The organism is Actinokineospora bangkokensis (assembly GCF_001940455.1).
Lineage (GTDB): Bacteria > Actinomycetota > Actinomycetes > Mycobacteriales > Pseudonocardiaceae > Actinokineospora > Actinokineospora bangkokensis.
In genome coordinates, this window is the sequence record NZ_MKQR01000016.1 from 466,236 (window position 1) to 485,065 (window position 18,830).

Here is an 18,830-nt window from a genome sequence, read left to right on the forward strand (position 1 = left end):
CGGGTACAACGGCGGCATGAGGTTGGGTGTCATCGACGTCGGGTCCAACGCCGCGCAACTTCTCGTGGTGGACGCCCACCCCGGCTCGGCGCCGCTGGCGTCCTACGCGTTCAAGCGGCCCACGGTGCTGGCCGAGGAGATCGACGCCGACGGCGCCCTCTCGGCCGAGGGCATCCGCCGGGTGGTGCGGGCGATGGCCTCGGTGGTCGGCCGGGCGCGCTCGCTGGACGTCGGGGAGCTGTTCGTCTTCGCCACCTCCGCGGTGCGCGACGCGGCCAACCGCGACGAGGTGGTCGCCGCGGTGCGCGAGGCGACCGGCCTGCGCCCGCAGTTCCTCACCGGCGAGGACGAGGCGCGCCTGACCTACCACGCCGCGCACCGCTGGTACGGCTGGTCGGCCGGGCGCCTGCTGCTGCTCGACATCGGCGGCGGCACGCTGGAGGTGGTGCTCGGCCGCGACGCCGAGCCGGAGCTGGCGATGTCGCTGCCGCTGGGGGCGGGCCGGATGACCCGGCGCTTCCTGCACTCCGACCCGCCCACCGGCAAGCAGCTGCGCAAGCTCGGCAAGCACGTGCGCACCGGGCTGCGCGAGGCGGTGGAGCGGCTGCGCTGGGAGGGCGCCTTCGACCGGGCGGTCGCCACGTCGAAGACGTTCAAGCAGCTGGCCAGGCTGGCGGGGGCGGCCCCGCAGAGCGCGGGCCCGCTCGCCCGCCGCTCGCTCACCGTCGAGGCGCTCGACCACTGGATCCCGGAGCTGGCCAAGCGCACCAGGGCGCAGCGGGCGGCGCTGCGCGGGGTGTCCCCGTCGCGCGCCGGCCAGGTCGTGGCCGGGGCCGCGGTGGCGCGCGAGCTGATGGTGGCGCTGGACGTGCGCGAGGTGGACATCTGCCCGTGGGCGCTCCGCGAGGGCATCATGCTGCACCAATTGCAGCACACCCTCTCCCCCACCGACCCGCTGGCGCTGCGCACGGTCCGCCCCATGGGCTCGTCCTGGGAGCGCGCGTAGGGCGCGCTCACCACAGGCGCGGCGTCAGCCCGTTCCCGGCGCCTACCCGACCACGTCTTCGAGGCGGTCGGCGACGGTGAGGGTGGAGTCGAGCATCGTCAGCGCGAGCGCCCGGCGGGCGGCGCCCTCGGCCACCACGGTGAACGGCAGCGCCGCCTTCTGCGCCTCGTTGCGGGCCACCACCAGCGCCGACAGCCCGGCCGAGCCGAGGAAGCCGACCCCGCTCAGGTTCGCCACGACCCCCTCCACCCCCGGGGCGAGGGTCGCCTCGGACAGCGCCTCGGACAACTGCCCGACGGTGGCCAGGTCGACGTCGCCGACGGCGTGCACGACGACGGTCGGACCGATCTGCTCGCGGTGCACGGTCAGCAAGGGGCTCGCCACTCGTCCGTCCTCTCCCAGCATCGTTCGCCCGGCGCCCGCGCGCCGAGCCTGGCGCCGGTTACCCCCGGCTACCCCGGTTGAAACCTCCGCGTGCCGGTGATCCGGGCGGCGCCCATAAGCGGCGGCTATGGGCGGTTGGGATGAGCGCCTGCCCGCCGGGCGCGGCATCCTCGGTTCATCGCCGAGCGGAGCCGAGGCTCCGGGCGCCGGCCCCCACCGAGGGGGTGCCGGTTCAGGGTCGGTCGCGCCCCCACGCCCTGGCGCGCCCGACCCGGCCCGGACCCGGTGCCGCTCCCCCGCCCCGGGGGGCGCCCCGGCCGGGGCCGGGCGGTCACCAGCGGCGTTGCCGCCGGGTGTGACGCAGGACGCTGACCAGCACCGATGCCTCACCGGCTGTTCACCGGCCACGGGGGAACCGGGCGCGGCGGGTGCCCTATGGTGGGCGGGTGACCACGCTACGGATCGCCGTGCCCAACAAGGGGTCGCTCAGCGTCCCCTCGGAACAGCTGCTCTCCGACGCGGGTTACCGGGTCCATCGCTCCAACCGCGAGCTGATGATCGACGACTCCCGCAACGACGTGCAGTTCTACTTCCTGCGCCCGCGCGACATCGCCGTCTACGTCGGCTCCGGCACCCTCGACGCAGGCTTCACCGGCCGCGACCTGCTCATCGACGCCGACGCGGGCGCCCTGGAGGTCATGGCGCTGGGCTACTCCGGGTCGACCTTCCGCTTCGCCGCCCGCCCGGGCACCCTGACCGGGGTGCGCGACCTGGAGGGCAAGCGGGTCGCCACCAGCTACCCGACCCTGGTGCAGAAGTACCTGGCCGAGCACGGGGTGACGGTGCGGCTGGTCAAGCTCGACGGCGCGGTGGAGACCAGCGTCCGGCTCGGCATCGCCGACGCGGTGGCCGATGTGGTGGAGACCGGCACCAGCCTGCGCAACTCCGGGCTGGAGGTGTTCGGGGACCCGATCCTGACCTCCGAGGCGGTGCTCGTCGAGCGCCCCGACCTCGACGCGGAGTCCCGGGCGGCCTTCGAGCGGCTGTGCCGCAGGCTCAAGGGCGTGCTGATCGCGCGCCAGTACGTGCTGGTCGACTTCGACTGCCCGGTCGAGGCCCAGGAGGCGGCGTGCGCGCTGACCCCGGGCATCGAGGCGCCGACGATCTCCCCGCTGGCCCGCGCGGGCTGGGTGGCGATCCGCTCGATGGTGCCGCGCGACCGGGCCCCGTTCGTGATGGACGAGCTGTGGGAGGTCGGCGCCAGGGCGATCCTGGTGACCGCGCTCGAGTCCAGCCGGATCTGACGTGCGCTACGGCCCGCACCGCAGCCAGGTCGTCGAGCTGGACGAGCCGGTGGGCGCGGCGCGGGCCACGGTGCTGCTGCTGCACGGCGGCTACTGGCGCGCCCGGCACGGCCTGGAGCTGATGCGGCCGCTGGTGCCGTCGCTGGTCGACGCCGGGCTGCGGGTGGCCAACGTGGAGTACCGCAGGGTGGGCGACGGCGGCGGCTGGCCGCGGACGCTGGAGGACGTGGTGGCCGCCCGCGACGCCGTGGGCGGCGACCCGGTGGTGGTCGTCGGGCACTCCGCGGGCGCCCAGCTGGGCATCTGCCTGGCCAAGCGGGGCGGCGTGCGCGGGGTGCTGTCGCTGTCCGGCGTGCTCGACCTGCGCGCCACCGCCGAGCAGGGCCTGGGCGAGGGCGCGGCGGAGCCGTTCCTGGGCGGGTCGCCCGAGCAGGTGCCGGAGGTGTACGCGGCGGCGTCGCCGGTGGAGCTGGTCCCGGTGGGGGTGCCGGTCACCTGCCTGCACGGCGACGCCGACCAGCGGGTGCCGCTGGAGCAGGCCGAGCGGTTCGCCGCGCTGGGCGGCGGCAGGCTCGTGGTGGTGCCCGGCGACCACTTCGCGGTGGTCGACCCGGCGTCGGCGGCGTGGCGGGTGGCGCTGGCCGAGCTGGCCGCGCTGCTCTGAACCGGGCTGGGCTGCTCTGAACCGGGCTGGGCTGGCCCGGTCTCAGCGCAGGGGCCAGCGCATCGCCACGGTGGTGCCGTCCGGGCGGCGGGTGGTCTTGCTGGAGCCGGAGAGCATGGTGATCAGCGGCAGGCCCCGGCCCCGGGTGGTGTCGGAGGGGTCGGGCTGCTTCCAGGTGCCCCAGTCGGTGACGGTGACGGTGAGGACGTCGTCGTCGTTCTCGGCCACCACGTCGAGCTCGCCGGGCTTGTCCCGGTACCCGTGCTCCACCGAGTTCGCCATCGCCTCGTACACCGCGAGCACGATGTCCTCGGTCAGCGCCTCGGTGGCGCCCTGCTCGCGCGCCCAGGCCGCGATGCCGTCGCGCAGCGCCACCAGCTCCACCGCGGTCGCGGGTGCCCGGCGGTGGTGGCGGGGCAGGCCGGTGCGGCGGGCGAGGATGAGGGCGATGTCGTCGTCGTGCGTGCCGCCGGTGAGGGTGCGGATCAGCTCGTCGCAGGCGGTGTGCGGGTCGGCCGGGCCGCGCAGCGCGGGCAGCGCCGCGAGCAGCCAATCCATGCTGACGGTCAGGTCGCGGGTGCGGCTCTCCAGCAGCCCGTCGGTGAACAGCACCAGGCTGGTGCCGCGCGGGAAGGTGGTGCTGGCCGAGGGGAACGTCCGGCCCACCCCCAGCGGCTGCGCCATCGCCTCCCCGAACGGGCGCGGCGGCCCGTCCGGGGGCAGCAGGACCGCGGGCAGGTGCCCGGCGTTGGCGTAGGTGAGGGTGTCGGTGTCCGGGTCGTGCACGGCGTAGAAGCAGGTCACGAAGGACGGGTCGACCAGGCGGGAGACGGTGGCCAGCAGCTGCGACGGCGGCATCTCCAGCAGCGCGTAGGAGCGGATCGCGGCGCGGACCTGGGCCATCACCGCCGCGGCGGTGATGCCGTGGCCCACCACGTCGCCGATGACGAAGGCGGTGGCGCCCGAGGGCAGGCGCAGCACGTCGTACCAGTCGCCGCCGATCTTCTGCCCGGTCGCGGCGGGCAGGTACCGGGTGACCACGTCGACGCCCGCGACCGCGGGGGTGTCCGGCAGCAGGGCCCGGGACAGCTCGCGGGCCAGGTTCGCCTGCCGGTCGTAGAGGCGGGCGTTGTCCAGCGCGATCGCGGAGTAGCCCGCGATGCCCTCCGCGACGTAGGCGTGCCGGGCGGTGAACCGGCCGGGCTCGGGGTGGCCGAAGAAGAACCCGCCCAGCACCTCGCCCGTGGTCGGGCTGACCACCGGGACGGCCAGGTAGCTGCACACCGGCAGGTGGCCCTCGGGCATGCCGGAGTAGGGCTCGTTGCGGCCGAAGCGGGGGTCGACGGTGATGTCGTCGCTGCGCACCGTGCCGTCGCCGCGGAAGGTCGGCGCGAACACCTCGGTGTTGCGCGGCATGGGGAAGCGGGAGAACACCTCGCGGGGGACGCCGGAGAGGGTGTAGAGGGTGTACGACTCGCCGTAGTCGTTGATCAGGTTGTAGAAGAACGCGCCGAAGGCCGCGCCGGTGGAGGTGGTCGCCGCGTCGGTGGCGTCCTGGACCAGGGTGTCGATGTCGAGCTGGGCGGTCAGCCGCTTGCCCACCGAGTGCAGGGCGTCGAGGACGGCGGCCTCGGCGCGCACCGCCCGCACCGCCTGGGCCGAGCCCGCGGTGGCGGCGGCCACGGCGGCGCCGAGCGCCCGGTGCCCGCCGCCGACCGGGTCGGCCGTCCAGAGCAGCACCGCGCGGTCGCCGTCGGCGACGACCAGCGCGCCGGTCGTCGGCTCGCCCAGCTCGGCCAGCAGGTCCGCGGGCGGTTCGGCCACCAGCGGGCCGACCGGCTCGGCGGGCAGCACCCGCCGCGGGTCGACCTCGTGGGCGCGCACCGGCACCGGACGCCCGTCGGGGGCGGTGAAGCCCGCGCGCACGGCGTCGAGCAGGTCGTCGAAGCCCGGCACGCGCGTGGTCACCGGCCCGCCACGGCCTCGGCGACCGTGGGGTAGACGTCCAGCTCGTCGACCAGGCGGGTGATCTCCAGCGGGCGCAGCACCACCCGGCCGGTGGCCACCACCCGCAGCGCCTGCCGCTCGCGGTGCGCCCGGACCAGCGCGGACATCCCCGCCGAGGCCAGGAAGTCGACGTCGGTGAGGTCCACCACCAGCCGCTCGCCCGGGGTCCTGGCGACCAGCCGCTCCAGCTCCGGCGCCAGCACCAGGTCCAGCGCGCCGCTGACCCGGATCACGGCGGGGTCGCCCGCCACCAGCTCCACCGAGCCCTGCGCGCGCCCGCGCTCCTCGTCGTCCATGGTCCCCATCCTGCCCCGGCTGCCGCGGACCGCCCCCACCGTGGCGGCCTCGCCGCCGAGGTGGGTCGGCGCGGGCCGCCCGCGCGTGTCACCGGATCGCGCCCGGCGGGTGTCCTCCGGGAAGATCTTCGCCCACGGCGGCCCGGAGCGCCTGCCCGGGCCACCCCGGCGGGCCCCGGCCGGGCCCGCGCGCCGCGGTGCGGTGAGATGGGGCGGTGAAGTGGAACCGCGCTGTGCAGCACGTGGCGGACCTGGCCGGGGCCTGCGCCGACATGGACACCCGGCCCGCGGCGATCTTCCCGCTGCGGGTGGTGGGCCTGTGGGTGGCGGGCGAGCTGCTCGGCCCGCCGCGCGACGTGGAGACCGCGCTGGTGGCCCTGGAGGTGGACGTCCCCGAGGTGCCGTGGCTGACCGAGCCGAAGGGGGCGGCGCACTGGGGGCAGGCGGTGCGGCTGCCGCAGCTGCCGCTGACCGTCCGCTGGCGCTCGGCGCACGCGCCGGTGTGGAACCACGTCCTCGACCGCCCGGTGCCGGTGTGGACGCGGGCCGGGGGCGTCGACGAGGGGGCGCTGGCCGCGCTGCGCGACGGCGAGGGCGAGCGGGTGCGCCCGGCGGAGCGGGGGGACGTGGCGCAGCGGGTCGCCGAGGAGCTGGGGATCAGCCACCGGGCCCTGTCGGCCAGCACCGACGAGTACCGGGAGCGCCGCTACAAGCCCGGGAAGCTGGAGCCGGTGGCCGACGCGCTGTGGCGCGCCGCCGAGGGCTACCTCGACCTCGTGTCGGCCCAGGCGGAAAGATCTTGGTCTGATCAGGTGTAGAACTGCCCCGTTCGGGTTACCCGGGCGTGTCACGACGACAGGAGGCACGCCGTGCTGGAGATCGACCCGAACCCGATCTACACCGAGCTGATCCAGGAGAAGGGGCTCACCCCCGTCCCGGAGCAGCAGGACGCGAAGGTCGAGGCGGCCTCCCCGGTCGCCAGGTGAGCCACCGCGGGTGGCCCCACCGGGGCCGGGCCACCCGCCGCGCCCTCAGCGCTTCCTGAGCACCTCCACCGCCCGCCGCACGGCCGGGTGGGTGAACACCTCGCGCACCGCCACCGGCAGCGGGATGCGCCAGTTCGGGTACTGGTCGATCGTGCCGGGCAGGTTCGGCTGCCGCTGCTCCCCGACGAGGTCGGTGGGGGCGGCGAAGGCCAGCGCGCAGGGCGTGCGGGCCAGCAGCGCGTGCAGGGCGTCCACGACGTCCTCGGCCGGGGCACCCGGCGCCACCAGGCCCTCCGACTCCAGCAGCCCGACCACCTCGTCGCGCTCGCGCCGCGCGCGCACCGCCTCGCCCTCGGGGTCCGAGAGCAGCCCCAGTTCCGCGCGCACGCGCACGTGCGAGCCGGTGAGGAAGCCCAGGGCGGTGGGCAGGTCGTGGGTGGAGATGCTGGCCGCGGCCTGGGCGGGCCACTGGGCGGGCGGGCGCGGGTCGCCGTCGTCGTCGCGCTCGAAGTAGGCCACCGAGCAGCTGAGCACCCCGCGCTCGCGCAGGGTGTCGGTGACGACCTCGGGCACGGTGCCCAGGTCCTCCCCGATCACCACCGCCCCGGCGCGGTGGGCCTCCAGCAGCAGCACGCCGAGCATGGCCTCGGCGTCGTAGTGCACGTAGGTGCCCTCGGCGGCGCCGCGGCCCGGCGGGATCCACCACAGCCGCCACAGGCCCGCCACGTGGTCGACCCGGATGCCGTCGCCGTGGGCGAGCACCGAGCGGATCATGTCCCGGAACGGCAGGTAGCCCGCCGCGGCGAGCCGGTCGGGCCGGAACGGCGGCAGCGCCCAGTCCTGGCCGAGCGGGCTGAACGCGTCCGGCGGGGCGCCGACGGTGACGTCGGAGGCCAGCACGCCCTGCAGGGCCCAGCCGTCCGCGCCGGACGGGGACACCCCCACCGGCAGGTCGTGCACCACGCCGACGGCCATGCCCGCGGCGGCGGCGTGCACCTCGGCCAGCTGCTCGGCGCAGAGCCGCTGCAACCAGGCGTGGAAGCCGACCCGGTCGGCCAGCCGCGCGCGCTCGGCGGCCACCTCCGCGGAGTCGGGCGAGCGCAGCGCCTCGGGCCACAGCCGCCAGTCCGCGCCGTGCGCCTCGGCCAGCGCGCAGTACGTGGCGAAGCGCAGCAGGCCGGGCTCGACGGCGTCCTGGTCGGCGCCCTCGACCGGGCGCAGCAGCTCCAGCGCGGCGGACTTGGCCCGCCACACCGCGTCGTGGTCGACCAGCTCGGTGGCGTCCGGGCGCAGCTCCAGCACCGCGGCCCGCACGTCCTCGGGGGCGTCGCGGAAGGCCGCGGTGGCGGTGATCGACAGGTGCAGGGGGTTGAGGAAGCGGCGCGAGGACGGCGAGTACGGCGAGCGCTGCACCGGGTGCACCAGGCTGGGCGCGGCGACCGGGCTCACCAGCACCGCGCCCGCGTCGTCCGCGGCGGCCAGCGAGACGAACTCGCGCAGGTCGGCGTAGTCCCCGATGCCCCAGGACCCGGGGCTGTGCAGGGAGTACAGCTGCGCCATCCAGCCGTAGGTGCGCGGCGCGGGCGGCAGCGCGGCGGGTGCCACGGCCAGCGGGGTCTCCCGGCCGCCGACGCGCAGCACGTGCCAGCCCAGCGGCAGGTCCGCGGGCAGCTCGCCCGCGACGGCCACGGTGCCGCCGCCCTCCAGCAGCACCTCCCCCTCGCCCACGGCCACCCGCGCGCCCTGGCGCACGACGGTGGGCACGGCGGTGGCGGGCGGCTCGGCCAGCGCGGCCTCGACCGCCTCCGGCGTGGCGGCGTCCACGCCCAGCTCCGCCAGCACGGCGATCACCACGTCGTCGGCGACGCGCACCTGCTCGCGGTCGCCGTTCTCGTACGCCACGGCCACGCCGCGCGCGGACGCCAGCGCGGCCAACCTCTCGTCCACAGTGGACCCCTCCGTCACGGTCGGCGGGCGGCGGCCCGCGCGATGCCCCGGGCCATCATGCCGAACACCACGTCGTGCGCCGGGCGCTGGGCGGTCCAGTAGAGCGCGCCCGCGAGGCCGTCGGGCACCCAGGTCACCACCTGCTCCAGCACCGCGCGGTCGCCGTCGGCGCGGGCGCGCAGCTCCAGCCACGCCGTGCCGGGCAGGCGCATGTCCGCGCGCAGCAGCAGCGAGCGCTCGGCGTCGTCGCGGGAGACCACGGTCCAGAAGTCCACCGCGTCCCCGGTGGCCAGCTCGGCCGGGCGGCCGCGGTGCAGGCCGGGGCCGCCGAGGAGGTGGTCGAGCGCGCCGCGCAGGGTCCACGCGCCGGGGATGCCGTGCCAGCCCGCGTCCCCGCCGATGCCGGTGATGACCTCCCACAGCGCCTGCCGGGGCGCGCGCACGCCGTGGACCTTGCGGTCGGTGCGCATGCCGGGGGCGGTGGCGGGCGGCGGCTGCGGGGCGGGCAGGCCCAGCGCCTCCCGCAGCGCCTGGTCGACGCTGGTCGCACCGCCGGGCGGCGGCGGGGCCACGTCGGCGGGGTCGGGCACGAGGTCGTGGTGCAGCGACTCCATCAGCGCGCGCACCAGAGGTTCGGGCTGCGAGCCGAGCGCCGCCGCGGCGATGGCGGCGGGCCGGGTGGGCAGGTCGGGCACCGGGACCGGCAGCCTGCGCCGCAGCCCGGCGACGCGGGCGTAGCGCTGCACCAGCTCCAGGTAGCTGAGCACCTGCGGGCCCGCCAGCTCCACCACCAGGTCCCGCGGCTCGGCGGAGGCGGCGGCGACGAGGTGGTGCAGCACGTCGGCCAGCGCGATCGGCCTGCTGCGGTTGGCCATCCACGGCGGGCTGAGCACCACCGGGGCGAACTGCGCGGCCTGGGCCAGCAGGTCCAGGCTGGCCGACCCGGCGCCGATGATCATCGAGGCCTGGAGCACCAGCGCGGGCACCGGGGCGTCGAGGAAGACGTCGCCCACCCCGGCGCGCGAGGCGAGGTGGTCGGAGACGCGGTCGTCGGTCGGGCGCGGCCCGCCCAGGTACACCAGCTGCCGCACGCCCGCGCGGGCCGCCGCGGCGGCGACCTGCCGGGCGATCGCGTCGTCGGCGGCCACGAAGCCGTCGCCGTCCATGGAGTGCACGAGGTGGTAGGCGACGTCGACCCCCGCCAGCGCCGCGTCCAGGACCTCGGCGTCCCCGGCGTCCCCGCGCACCCCGACGACACCGCCGGGGAGCTGGTCCGGGTCCAGCGAGCGGGCCATCGCCCGCACCTCGTGCCCCGCGGAGCGCAGCGCGGCCACGAGCGGCCGCCCCACATAACCCCCCGCGCCGATGACCAGACAGGTGCTCACCCACCCACTATCGCAGCGGTCGGCCGGCAGCGCTGGGCGCGCGCGGGAGACGCCGAACACCAATCGGGGCAAGGCGATCGGCGCACGGGATGCGGCGGGTGGGCGCGACCGGCACCACCGGGCGGCCCCGCGCGGGGGCGGCCCAACGGGGGAATCGCCGGGGCGGTTCGTTGCCTTGCGGCAAACGTGCCCTATGCTGCCGGAGCCCGCTGACCCCCAGGAACCGAGGCGACCATGGCAGCACCCGCACGCCACGTCGCCCTCCCCGGTCCACGCGGGTCGGCCAGCGAGCCGGTCACCGTCACCATCGGTCCCGCGGGCCGCTGGGCGGTGCTGGTGGCCGTCAGCGGCGAGGTCGACCTGTCCTCGGCGGGGCAGCTGACCGTGCACCTGGCCGAGGCCGTGGCCACCCCGGACGTGCTGGCCGTGGTGCTCGACCTGACCGGGGTGCGCTTCCTGGCCGCCTCCGGGCTCACCGCGCTGGTGCGCACCCTGGAGGCCGCCGAGGCCGCCGCCGTCGAGCTGCACCTGGTCGCCGACCAGCGGGCCGTACTGCGCCCGCTCCAGGTCACGGGGTTGCGCGAGCGCTTCTGCGTGCACCCGGACGCGGACGCGGCACTGGCCCGCTACGCGTCGGCCAACTCCCGGTAGGGCGTGCGGTAGCCGTCGACCGCCAGGCGCACCGCGTCCTTGCGGTGCCGGACGATGTTGACCACCGCCAGCACCAGGTAGACCCCGGACAGCGCCACCAGCTCGATCCCCTTCACCGACTCCGGCAGCACGCCCGCCAGCACGAACTGGCCCACGAACAGCCCGAGCAGGCACAGCGCCGCGCGCACGGTGATGGTCAGCCGCAGCAGCAGCGACACCGCGAACAGCGACTGCGCGGCGGTGAGCAGCAGCTCCTCGCGCTGCGGGGCGTCGATGGGCAGCCCCACCAGGTCACCCGCGGCGAAGGCGAACACCACCGGCAGCGTGCCCACCAGCAGCGTCCACTGGTTGACCTTGGACGACACCAGCGCCGCCAGCGCGTCGGTGGTCTTGAGCCGCCACGCGTACAGGCCCGCCACGATCAGCTCCGGGGCCTCCGAGGCCAGCGGGGCCACCCACTGCACCAGCAGGAACTGGCTCACCCCCAGCTGCGTGCCGGTCTCCACCAGCGCGTGCGCGAAGTTCTCCGCCACCAGCAGGATCACCGCGCCCGCGAAGGCGAACAGCGCCAGGCACCACACCCGGCGGGCGACCTTGGGCTTCTCCCCCAGAAGCTTGGACACCCCGTCGAGGTCGGGGTCGCCCGCGGGTGCCCTGGCCACGCGCACGGCGTAGGCGATGAAGATCGCCACCAGCACGACCGCGTCGATGAGCGAGATCGTGTGCCGCAGCGGCAGGGTCAGCGAGTACAGGGTGGCCAGCGCGAGGAAGGCCAGCGGCACCGAGTCGGTGCGCTCCAGGCGGACCTGGCGGCGCTCCGCGGGCTTGCCGCGCAGCCGCCACGCCGCGATCAGCACGACCGCCGCCCAGCCCACGCCGACGAGGATCCGGTTGGCGCCGGTCATGTTCGCCAGCGCCAGGCCGCAGGGCGACTGGGTGCCGGGGGCGGCGTCCGGGGGCAGGCAGGCGGGCCCGTGCTCGGCGAAGGCGGCCCCACCCTCGGCGGTGAAGACGAAGTCCACGGCGTACTCGGGCAGCACGGCGATCAGCGCCAGCAGGGTGATCGCCAGCCCCGGCGAGATGTCCACCTGGATCGCCTCGGCCACCCAGGACAGCACGAACGCCGCACCGATGACGGCGATCCCGAACAGGAGCGCGTCCAGCGGTGCGGCGGTGTGCGCGCCGAGCGCCCCCAGGACCGCGCCCGGGAGCGTCAGCGCGACGGCGATGCCCAGCGGCACCGCCGCCCGGGTGTTCAGCGCTTCTCCGGCATCATCGGGCGCTCGACGGCACCGCGCTTCTCCTGCACCGGCACCGGGATCTCCGGGTCACCGGGCTGCACGGCCTTGAACCGCGCGGGGGTGGTGGGGTCGTTGGTGACCACCGGCTCGTGCCGCACCGGCACGTCCGGGTTCGGCGCGACGACCTGGTCCTGCGCGGCGACCTGCTGACCGGCGGGCGGGGTGGCGGTGCCCACGTCGGCGTAGCGCTTCTTGGTCAGGTTCTCGGCGTCGATGCGGTCGCGCATCCGGTTGAGCACCTTGATGGTCACCCCGTGCGCGATCGCCAGCACCACCAGCACGATGCCCAGCTTGAGCACCACGGCCTGCACGGCGCTGAGGCCGTCGCCGCCCACGTCGATGATCGAGATGAGCGCGAGCAGGCCGAGCACCGCGAAGTGGAACAGCACCGACACCAGCCGCGCCATCGAGCCCGCGGAGGCCTGGTCGTCGCCGTAGGAATCACCCAGGTACCGCAACCCGCTGCGGTAGATGATCTGCCCGTCCACCAGCACGAGCGCGATCCCCAGGACCAAGAACGAGATGTACGCGCCGTCGTCCACGATTGCCCCTTCCCGAGCGCATCCGGTCTTCCCCAGACCTACCCCTGGTGACAACCGGTAAAACCGCGCTCACCCGACGACCGCGGCCCCACCCGTCCGGTGCAGGTGGGTCCGCTCAGCGCAACCACTTCGGTCGCTCGACCCGCCGGAGCCGCTCCCACGCCTGGGCGAAGTCGGCCTCGGCGGCGTGCGCGCGGGCGTCCTCGCGCGCCCACAGCACCCCGTAGGTGAACGCGCTCGCGCCCTCGCCGTGCACGCGCGGCCCCAGCTCGCGCAGCGCCGTGCGGGCCACCACCGCGTCCTGGTGCACCCCGAGCGCGGTCTGCACGCCCTTGCCCGCCTTGCGCCAGTCCTTGAGCTGCTTGCCGAACACCGGTTCCACGGCCTCGGCGGTGTAGCGGGCCTTCTTGGCGTCCTTGCGGGCTTGGTGCAGCGCGAGGTCGCGCTCGGCCGGGTCGGTGGTGGCGTCGGCGGCGGCCACGGAGGCGGCGAGCCGGTCGGCGGCCTTGCGGACGGCCTTGCGCAGCTCCTGCGCCGCGGGCCGCCCCGCCTTGCCGGTGGTGGGCGGCGCGGCCAGGAACCCCAGCGCGTCGTCGAGGAAGTCCCGGTAGCGCGCGCTGTCCAGGGTGGACAGCGCGGCACCGCGCGCGTCGGCCTCCACCCTGGCGAACTCGGCGGTGAACCGGGCGGCGACCCCGCCCATCACCACCTCCACGGGCAGCGCGGCGACCTCGCCGCGCAGGTGCTCGGACAGCACCTCGGCGTCGCGGGCGGGGGACATCCCCTGGCCCAGCCAGCGCAGCTCCTCGCGCAGCCGGGCGACCCGGTCCGCCTCGAACAGCGACCGGAAGGCGCGCAGCGCGCTGCGCAGCGACCGGCAGGTGACGCGGAACTGGTGCACCGAGTCGGCCACGTCGAGCCGCACACCGGTGTCGTGGGCGCGCAGCTGGTCGACGTGGCGCCCGAGGTAGTCCAGCGCCACCTCCCCCGCAGTGGGGTGCGCGGGCAGCGCCGGGCGGGAGGTCTTGCGGGCCTTCTTGCCCAGCGTGCGGGCCAGCTTCGACGCCGACGACGACGGTTGGGCGCCCAGCGCCGCGCCCACGGCGTCCACCGCGGACAGGTCCTCGGCCTCCACCTCCAGCTCGCGCCAGGTGGCGGGCTTGCCGGAGGCGGGGACGGCGGTGACGTGGTCGTCGGCGATGAGGGCGATGGTGGCCCCGTCGGCGGCGGTGAGCGTCCACTCGTCGCGGCGGGTGACGATGCGCGCGACCTCGACCAGCGGCGCGTCGAGGGTGTAGGAGCGCACCAGCCCGGCCAGCTCGGCGGGCACGGTCTTGCGCTCCTCGCCCAGCGGCCTGCGCACCTCGTCGCGCACCCCGGGGGCCACCGGCAGCTTGGCGTGCCACCCCGCGTCCTCGCCCCCGGTGCGCCTGCGCAGGGTGATCCCCGCGGCGGCGAGCCGCAGGTCCGCGGTGTCGAAGTAGGTGGCGTCGAGGTCGCTGCGCCGGGGACCCGCGGCGGCCGCCGCTCCCGCCACCCCGACCAGCTCCGGCAGGTGGTAGTCCGCCCCGGCCTCGAACTTGCGCTCGACCTCGCGGACCGTGCTCAGCCCGCCGGCAGCCTTGCCGCCACCGGCCTTCGTGGACCCGTTCTCCCGGCTCGACTTCACGCCCACCGGACCACCTCCCGTCAGACGTCCTGTCCCCCGACCCGTCCCCCAACTATGACACCGAACCCGACAACGCGCGGGAACGCGACGCCCACCCCGACCGGGACGCGCGGGCGACGAGCCGCGGGCTGGTCCTCCCCCCGCACTCGCTGTTCCTGTTCTGGGGCAAGGGAGACCGGGCGCCGCGCGGGAGCGCGACGCCCGGTCCGGGGTCCGGCGGGACGGGCCCGCCGCTACCGCGGGAGCGAGTTCAAGGAGCTGGGGTCCGCGGTCTGCGCCGCGAGCATCGCCACCACGCCGTCGAGCCCGGCGGCCCGCTGCCGGGTGGCGCCGTCGCCGTGCTCGTCCAGCCAGGACAGCGTGGACTGGACGAACTCCAGCTCATCGCTGCGGCGCAGCGCGGGCGCGTGCCGGGCCACCAGGTCGGCGAAGACCGCCGGGGCCGGGCGGTGCCCACCGCCCCACGGGTCCGGCACGTCCGCGCCCCACCCGTCCTTGGCCGCCCGCCACTGCGCCGCCCGCACCACCTGCGTCGGCACCCGGGGGAACTCGCGGTCGCCGTCGAGGGCCTCGGCCACGATCGTGCGCACCAGCACCGCCAGCAGCGCCGCCTCGCGCGGGGTGGGGGCGACGTCGCTGATCCGCGTCTCCACCGTCGAGTGCGCGTCGGAGGGCCGCACGTCGAAGTACACCATCTTGCGGTCGAGGATCGCCCCGGTCGCGAGCAGGTCGGCCACCAGCTCCTCGTACTGGTCCACCGAGTCCAGGTACGGCGGCGGCCCCGCGGACGGCCACCGCTCCCACAGCAGGTGCCGCGTGCTGGCGTACCCGGTGTCGCGCCCGTCGTAAAACGGCGAGTTGGCGCATAGCGTGATCAGCGCGGGCAGCCACAACCGCAGGTGGTTCGCCGCCCGCAGCGCCGCGGCGGTGTCCTCCACCCCCACGTGCACGTGGCACCCGCAGGTCATCCCCGCGAACAGGAACTCCCCCACGTGCGAGGTGATCCGCCGGTACCGCGCCCCGGGCCCCACCGGCGCGAACCCCGGCTGCTGGTGCGGCAGCGTCCCCGTCGCCACCAGCAGCGCCCCCTGCTCGCGCGCCGCCCCCGCCAACGCCCCCCGCAGCTCCGTCAACTCCTCGACGACCTGCTGCGCACTCCCGCAGATCCCCGTCGCCGACTCCACCATGGCCCTGAGCAGCTCCGGCTTGAGGTCCGGCTCCCCCTCCACCGCCTGCGCCCCGCGCTCCGCGGTCTCCGGCCCCTGGTCCACCAGCCTCCCCGCCGCGTCGACGAGGAAGAACTCCTCCTCGACCCCGACGGTGAGGGAAGTGCCCCCACCCCGAGCGTCACGCTTCGTGATGGTTTCGTCCTGCTCATCACTACAGTCGACCATGTCGGGAGTCTAGTGAAGAGCCGTACACCCGGCTCGCTATGACTCACAGTGACAAATCTGGCGTTTAGCAGGCTCGGTTCGTCTGTACGGTGCACCGCGTTCCACCCAACAGCGCCACCACCACGCACCCGCCCCACAGGCGCCTGGTCTTCGATGTCGACGAACTCGATTCTCGCCTCACCTCTTGTTACGAGAAAAGGCGCCTATGACCAACATCGACAGGACAAGCAAGAGTCCGCCCGCGATGGAACCCACGATCGCATACACGAACGGTGCATACCAAACCAGTGAAACGAAAGAGCAGCCCGCAGAGATGATGAAGATCAGCAAGAAGGCTCGCCGGTTGCCGACCTTGTCATCGTCCGACATGCCACATGTCCATCCTCCTGCTCAAGACGGCACCGGCTCCCACTCCCACGCATCCTCAGAGCCCGGCGCCGAGTCCGAACTTGCGACCGGCGCCCATCAACCGCGACGTCCGACAACCCTATCGCCCTGCGAACTGCCCCATTGGTCCCGTGAACACGCCGCCCGGGCGTCCACAACACCAACTTGCCCTGAGTGACGCGTTCGCCCATAGCCCTGACGGCGCCGTGTTGGGCGAGGCCGTCGGAAACGGCTCCGGCGCACCACCAGCTATCGCGAGGCACGCCAAACCACCGGCCGCACCGCACAACCCCGGGGACGCCCATCTCCGGGTTGTGCGAAGCGGCCGGTGGTGTGCGCCCGAGTGCCGGGCGAACCCGGGTGGGTCAGGTGGTCGCCTTGCCCCGGGGGAGCACCGTCACGGCCATGAGCGCCATGACCACGAGCAGGCCGCCCGCGAGGGCCAGGCTCGTCCGCATGCCGGTGGCGAAGTCGCCCGCGAGCAGGACGCCGAACACCGCGATGCTGATGGCACCGCCCGCCTGCCTGCTCGTGTTGAGCATGGCCGCCGCCGTGCCCGCGCGCTCGTTGGCGACGGTGTCGAGCATCAGGGTGGTCAGGGCGGGCATGGCCAGCGATCCGCCGATGCCCAGCGGCACCATCAGGGCGGCGGTGATCCACCAGGGGGTGTCGACCCGCACCAGCATCAGACCGCCGCAGCCCACCGCGCCGACCAGCAGGCCCGCCACGATGACCGCCCGGGGGCCGAACCGCTGCACGAACTTCGGGGAGAGGTAGTTGAAGTTGGCGGTGATCAGGGCCATCGGGGCGAACATGAGGCCTGCGGACAGCGCCGACTGGCCGCGCTGCTCCTGGAAGAACAGGCTCAGGATGAACACCCCGCCGTAGAACGCGGCATTGCAGGCGAATCCCGAGATGACCGGGACGGACACCCCCTTCTGGCGGAACATCCCCAGCGGCAGCATCGGGTCGCGGCGACGCGACTCCACCAGGACGAACGCCGCCCCGGACAGCACGGCCACGGCCACGGCGGCGATGACCGTGGGGGTGAAGCCGCCGTGCCCGCCCTGGATGACCGCGAAGGTCAGCGCGGCCAGCGCAAGCACCGCGGTGACCTGGCCCGGCACGTCGAAGGTGGTCTCGTGGCGCGGGGACCGCTCGGCGCGCAGCAAGAACAGGAACCCGGCGACGCCCGCGGGCACGTTCAGCGCGAACACCACCCGCCAGTCCCACTCGGTCGTCAGCAGCCCGCCCAGGACCGGGCCCGCGGCGACGGCGACCGCGCCGCCGACCGTCCAGAGCGCGATGCCCCTGGCGCGTGCCACCGGGTCCGGGAACGCCTGTCGGATCAGCGCCAGCGAGGACGGCACCATGATCGCCGCCGCGCACCCCTGCACCACCCGGGCGCCGACGAGGAAGCCGAGGTCGGGGGCGATGCCGCAGGCCACGGAGGCGAGGGTGAACGCCGCCAGGCCCCACCCGTAGGCGCGCTTGGCGCCGACGCGGTCGGACAGCACGCCCGCGGAGAGCATCAGCGCGGCGAACATCAGGGTGTAGGCGTCGGCGACCCACTGGAGCCCGGACAGGGTGCCGTTGAGGTCGTCCCGGATCGAGGGCAGGGCGACGTTCACCCCGGACACGTCCAGGGTGATCACGAAGAAGCCCAGGACGGCGGCGGTCAGCGCGGCCCGCGGCGAACCGTGCCCCGGTGCGCGGGCCGCCTCGACCGGTGCGGCGGGTTCGGAACGCACTGCGGTCATCGTGTCGCACTCCTTGTCGTCTCGGTCATCGTCGTCTCAGTCGTCTTGGTCGTCTCGCGGTTGGTCGTTCCGCGATTGGCCGTCTCGCGGTTGGTCATCCCGCGGTCCAGCGACCACGGTGGCGCGGTGGGCGCGCGGCAGGGAGACCGGGTCGTGCGGGGGAGCGCTGTGCCTGGCCCTGTCACGGCCCCCCACGCGGCGCGCGGATCTGGGACACTGGGGCGATGAGCGATGGCACGGAACTGGGGCGGTTCCTGCGCGCGCGTCGGGCTCAGGTGCGCCCCGAGGACGTCGGTCTCCCCGCGGGGCGGGGCACTCGCCGCACACCCGGTCTGCGCCGGGAGGAGCTGGCCACCCTCGCGGGGGTCAGCGTCGACTACTACACCCGCCTGGAGCGCGGCCGGGAGACGCGCCCGTCCCCCGCCGTCGTGGAGGCCCTCGGGGAAGCCCTGCGCCTGTCGGCCGACGCCCTCAAGCGCCTGGACGAGCTCGTCGCCCTCGCCGGGGGCCTGGGTCCCCGCCCCTCCCCCGGGCCGACACGCACCGTCCGCGACTCCGTCCTGGCGATGTTGGAGACCCTGCGCCCCTCCCCCGCCTACGTGGTGAGCAGGACCAACGACGTCCTGGCGGCCAACCGCCCCGGTCTGCGGCTGTTCCCCGGTCTGGCCGACTGGCCCCCGGAGCGCAGGAACACCACGCGGTACATGTTCCTGCACCCGTCGGCGCGCGCCCTGTACCCGCAGTGGGAGACGATGGCGGCCCACACCGCCGCCCACCTGCGGGCGATCGCCGGTGCCGACCCCGACCTGTCGGACCTGGCCCAGCTGGTCGGGGAGCTGGTCGTCAAGAGCCCCGAGTTCGCCACCCTCTGGGAGCGCTACGACGTCGAGGAGGCCCGCGGCGGGGGGCGCAAGCAGTTCCAGCACCCGGAGGTGGGCACCATGACCCTCACGTTCGAGGTCATGACCATCTTCCACACCGACGGCCAGCGCCTGGTCAGCTACCAGGCGCCCGCGGGCACCCCTGACCACGACGCCATGCTCCTGCTCGACATGGCTTCCCCGGTGGACGCGGAACTGGCCCACCGCCCCCGGTAGCGGGGAAGGACCGCGTCGACCAGGCGCCCGCTCCTCCGCACGGGCCGGGG

The 18,830-nt window shown here is 75.2% G+C and carries 17 protein-coding genes; 6 read left to right on the top strand and 11 right to left on the bottom strand.

Features of this window, described 5'->3' with window-relative positions; all coding sequences use genetic code 11:
• Nucleotides 1-16 precede the first annotated feature (16 nt).
• Complete coding sequence (locus BJP25_RS16670) at nucleotides 17-1,006, top strand: Ppx/GppA phosphatase family protein (protein WP_075975915.1); 990 nt, start codon at nucleotides 17-19, stop codon at nucleotides 1,004-1,006.
• Between the two features lie 42 nt (nucleotides 1,007-1,048).
• Here the strand turns inward: BJP25_RS16670 and BJP25_RS16675 are convergent, their stop codons facing one another.
• Nucleotides 1,049-1,390, bottom strand: a complete 342-nt coding sequence (locus BJP25_RS16675; protein ID WP_158075668.1) for an STAS domain-containing protein — start codon at nucleotides 1,388-1,390, stop codon at nucleotides 1,049-1,051.
• 446 nt (nucleotides 1,391-1,836) lie between these two features.
• Between BJP25_RS16675 and hisG the strand changes: the two genes are divergently transcribed.
• Together hisG and BJP25_RS16685 are read left to right on the top strand one after the other, a co-directional pair.
• The gene (hisG, locus tag BJP25_RS16680; protein ID WP_075975808.1) at nucleotides 1,837-2,694 is read left to right on the top strand and encodes an ATP phosphoribosyltransferase; all 858 of its coding nucleotides are present in this window, start codon (nucleotides 1,837-1,839) and stop codon (nucleotides 2,692-2,694) included.
• Nucleotide 2,695: 1 nt separating this feature from the next.
• Nucleotides 2,696-3,358, top strand: a complete 663-nt coding sequence (locus BJP25_RS16685; RefSeq protein ID WP_075975809.1) for an alpha/beta hydrolase family protein — start codon at nucleotides 2,696-2,698, stop codon at nucleotides 3,356-3,358.
• Nucleotides 3,359-3,400: 42 nt separating this feature from the next.
• On the opposite strand, the gene BJP25_RS16690 is transcribed toward BJP25_RS16685, so the two are convergent.
• Entirely contained in the window at nucleotides 3,401-5,326 is a 1,926-nt protein-coding gene (locus tag BJP25_RS16690; protein WP_084794080.1) for an ATP-binding SpoIIE family protein phosphatase, read from the bottom strand.
• Nucleotides 5,323-5,661, bottom strand: a complete 339-nt coding sequence (locus BJP25_RS16695) for an STAS domain-containing protein (protein WP_233158110.1) — start codon at nucleotides 5,659-5,661, stop codon at nucleotides 5,323-5,325. The genes BJP25_RS16690 and BJP25_RS16695 overlap by 4 nt, the downstream gene beginning before the upstream one ends.
• A 215-nt stretch (nucleotides 5,662-5,876) precedes the next feature.
• Between BJP25_RS16695 and BJP25_RS16700 the strand changes: the two genes are divergently transcribed.
• A complete protein-coding gene (locus BJP25_RS16700) occupies nucleotides 5,877-6,479 on the top strand; it encodes a DUF7711 family protein (RefSeq protein ID WP_143219123.1) in 603 nt (200 codons plus the stop codon).
• Between the two features lie 213 nt (nucleotides 6,480-6,692).
• Here the strand turns inward: BJP25_RS16700 and malQ are convergent, their stop codons facing one another.
• Both malQ and BJP25_RS16710 read right to left on the bottom strand, forming a co-directional pair.
• Nucleotides 6,693-8,594, bottom strand: a complete 1,902-nt coding sequence (gene malQ / locus BJP25_RS16705) for a 4-alpha-glucanotransferase (protein ID WP_075975812.1) — start codon at nucleotides 8,592-8,594, stop codon at nucleotides 6,693-6,695.
• A 14-nt stretch (nucleotides 8,595-8,608) separates the two neighbouring features.
• Nucleotides 8,609-9,979 carry a DUF2867 domain-containing protein gene (locus tag BJP25_RS16710; protein WP_075975813.1) on the bottom strand — a complete coding sequence of 457 codons (1,371 nt, stop codon included), beginning with the start codon at nucleotides 9,977-9,979 and terminating at the stop codon, nucleotides 8,609-8,611.
• A 234-nt stretch (nucleotides 9,980-10,213) separates the two neighbouring features.
• Between BJP25_RS16710 and BJP25_RS33475 the strand changes: the two genes are divergently transcribed.
• Nucleotides 10,214-10,630 (top strand): STAS domain-containing protein, encoded by a 417-nt coding sequence (locus BJP25_RS33475; RefSeq protein WP_143219125.1) that lies wholly within the window; start codon nucleotides 10,214-10,216, stop codon nucleotides 10,628-10,630.
• Here BJP25_RS33475 and BJP25_RS16720 read toward each other — a convergent pair.
• The 6 genes from BJP25_RS16720 to BJP25_RS16745 all read right to left on the bottom strand — a co-directional run bounded on the left by BJP25_RS16720 (nucleotide 10,606) and on the right by BJP25_RS16745 (nucleotide 17,683).
• Nucleotides 10,606-11,871 (bottom strand): sodium:proton exchanger, encoded by a 1,266-nt coding sequence (locus BJP25_RS16720; RefSeq protein WP_233158111.1) that lies wholly within the window; start codon nucleotides 11,869-11,871, stop codon nucleotides 10,606-10,608. The two genes, BJP25_RS33475 and BJP25_RS16720, sit on opposite strands and share 25 nt — an antisense overlap.
• 14 nt (nucleotides 11,872-11,885) lie before the next feature.
• A complete protein-coding gene (locus BJP25_RS16725) occupies nucleotides 11,886-12,473 on the bottom strand; it encodes a hypothetical protein (RefSeq protein ID WP_075975815.1) in 588 nt (195 codons plus the stop codon).
• A 115-nt stretch (nucleotides 12,474-12,588) separates the two neighbouring features.
• Nucleotides 12,589-14,148, bottom strand: a complete 1,560-nt coding sequence (locus BJP25_RS16730; protein WP_084794082.1) for a CYTH and CHAD domain-containing protein — start codon at nucleotides 14,146-14,148, stop codon at nucleotides 12,589-12,591.
• A gap of 227 nt (nucleotides 14,149-14,375) precedes the next feature.
• The gene (locus BJP25_RS16735) at nucleotides 14,376-15,536 is read right to left on the bottom strand and encodes a carboxylate-amine ligase (protein WP_084794083.1); all 1,161 of its coding nucleotides are present in this window, start codon (nucleotides 15,534-15,536) and stop codon (nucleotides 14,376-14,378) included.
• A 177-nt stretch (nucleotides 15,537-15,713) separates the two neighbouring features.
• Nucleotides 15,714-15,905, bottom strand: coding sequence for a hypothetical protein (locus BJP25_RS16740; RefSeq protein ID WP_075975816.1), 192 nt, complete (start codon nucleotides 15,903-15,905; stop codon nucleotides 15,714-15,716).
• A gap of 383 nt (nucleotides 15,906-16,288) precedes the next feature.
• Complete coding sequence (locus BJP25_RS16745; protein ID WP_075975817.1) at nucleotides 16,289-17,683, bottom strand: MFS transporter; 1,395 nt, start codon at nucleotides 17,681-17,683, stop codon at nucleotides 16,289-16,291.
• 224 nt (nucleotides 17,684-17,907) lie between these two features.
• Between BJP25_RS16745 and BJP25_RS16750 the strand changes: the two genes are divergently transcribed.
• Complete coding sequence (locus BJP25_RS16750) at nucleotides 17,908-18,780, top strand: helix-turn-helix transcriptional regulator (RefSeq protein ID WP_075975818.1); 873 nt, start codon at nucleotides 17,908-17,910, stop codon at nucleotides 18,778-18,780.
• The last annotated feature ends 50 nt before the right edge of the window (nucleotides 18,781-18,830 follow it).